Source organism: Vibrio sp. B181a (assembly GCF_030248375.1).
Taxonomy (GTDB): Bacteria; Pseudomonadota; Gammaproteobacteria; order Enterobacterales; family Vibrionaceae; genus Vibrio; species Vibrio campbellii.
Genome location: NZ_JAHGAD010000132.1, coordinates 1 through 1358, shown reverse-complemented (window position 1 = coordinate 1358; position 1358 = coordinate 1). Strand labels below are relative to the sequence as shown.

1 protein-coding gene is annotated in these 1358 nt (G+C 51.8%); it reads left to right on the top strand.

Going from position 1 to position 1358, the window contains the following annotated elements; translation table 11 throughout:
* Positions 1-143 precede the first annotated feature (143 nt).
* Entirely contained in the window at positions 144-1169 is a 1026-nt protein-coding gene (locus tag KIO97_RS26540; protein ID WP_285384404.1) for a trypsin-like serine protease, read from the top strand.
* Positions 1170-1358 lie beyond the last annotated feature (189 nt).

Here is a 1358-nt window from a genome sequence, read left to right as displayed (position 1 = left end):
CGCATCACCACGCTGTAAAAGAAGCAGTAGGCGGCTTTTGAATGTAAGGAAGGTGCTTCGCATTCAGCAAGCCCTTCTCCCACCGGTATCATCAGCTTATTATCTCGCTCGCAAGAACCATGGCAGGTTCATATAGATGAAGCATGACTAAGCTGTGGATAGGGCTACTGACCGCCGGTCTTTGTAGCAATGCTTGGGCCGTGATCGACGGCGAGCCGGTAGATTGGCCTGAGAATGACAATACTGTCGTGGTTGGGCACTGCACCGGAACCCGCATCAGCGGCCAGTTCGTACTGACCGCCGCGCACTGTGACGAGGCGGGCATTCACTGGATACAAGATGCACACCATGAAGGACTGCAAGACATCATCGAGTCGGTGACCTTGCATCCTAATTATGTCACACATTATGTCACAGAAGATGTCGCTTTGGTCAAATTGACCGAAGCCACCGATTACGCGCGCATTCAGTTTTTTGCTGATTTAAACGCGCCAACCTATGTGCAAGATGCACCGATCACCATTGATGGATTTGGTGGATATAGCAATCAACCACCGGGTCGTGCAAACTTCCAACTTCACTATCATGTTCAAAACTACCCATTTCATATTGAAGCAATGCAAACCGGTCTCGGGTATACAACAAATGGCGACTCAGGAGCAGCTTGGGTCAATGGCAACAATGAGTTAGTGGCAATACTAATTGGCGCTAACTCGACGGCGAAGCCAGACGGAGACCAAGAAATTGGAGGAACTGATCTCCACTACGCCGCCGACTTTATCCTCGATACGGTGAACGGTTGGCACTACCCAACCATTGCCACAGCGAAAGGGCGCACCACCATTGAAGTGCAATCGCTGCACCGCGGCGGCGCGGTCAATACCGCTTACACCTCGGGTGATGCGACGATCATCGCGGAAGAAAGTTCGTGTTTAACAGGCACCATTGCCCCGTTCGAGCGCTGCACCTACGTCATTGACAGTGGCGGCGGCAAAGGCACCTTGCATCTGTCTGACACCGAGTCAGTTCGCCTAAACAGCGCCAGTTCTGGCGGCTCAAGTGGCGGTGACTCTGGCGGCAGCGCTGGATGGGCGACGCTGCTTGCCTTGCTTGGGTGTTGGCATTCTCGTCGCAAACACAAAAAACTCGTCTATACTCAAAGTGTGTAAGTCAGGCACGACCCCGCTTGGCTTTATCATCCTTGATTAGGTTCGTACCTAAACCCTCTGCTCCCCTAGCCAGAGGGTTTTTATTTGCTCGTGAGTCAACGTTTGACTCACTATCAACAAAATTTGGGCTATATTACTTATAAGCGTCAGGCAGGCCTCTCTGACGCGTTCTCTCCTAGATAGGCAAAC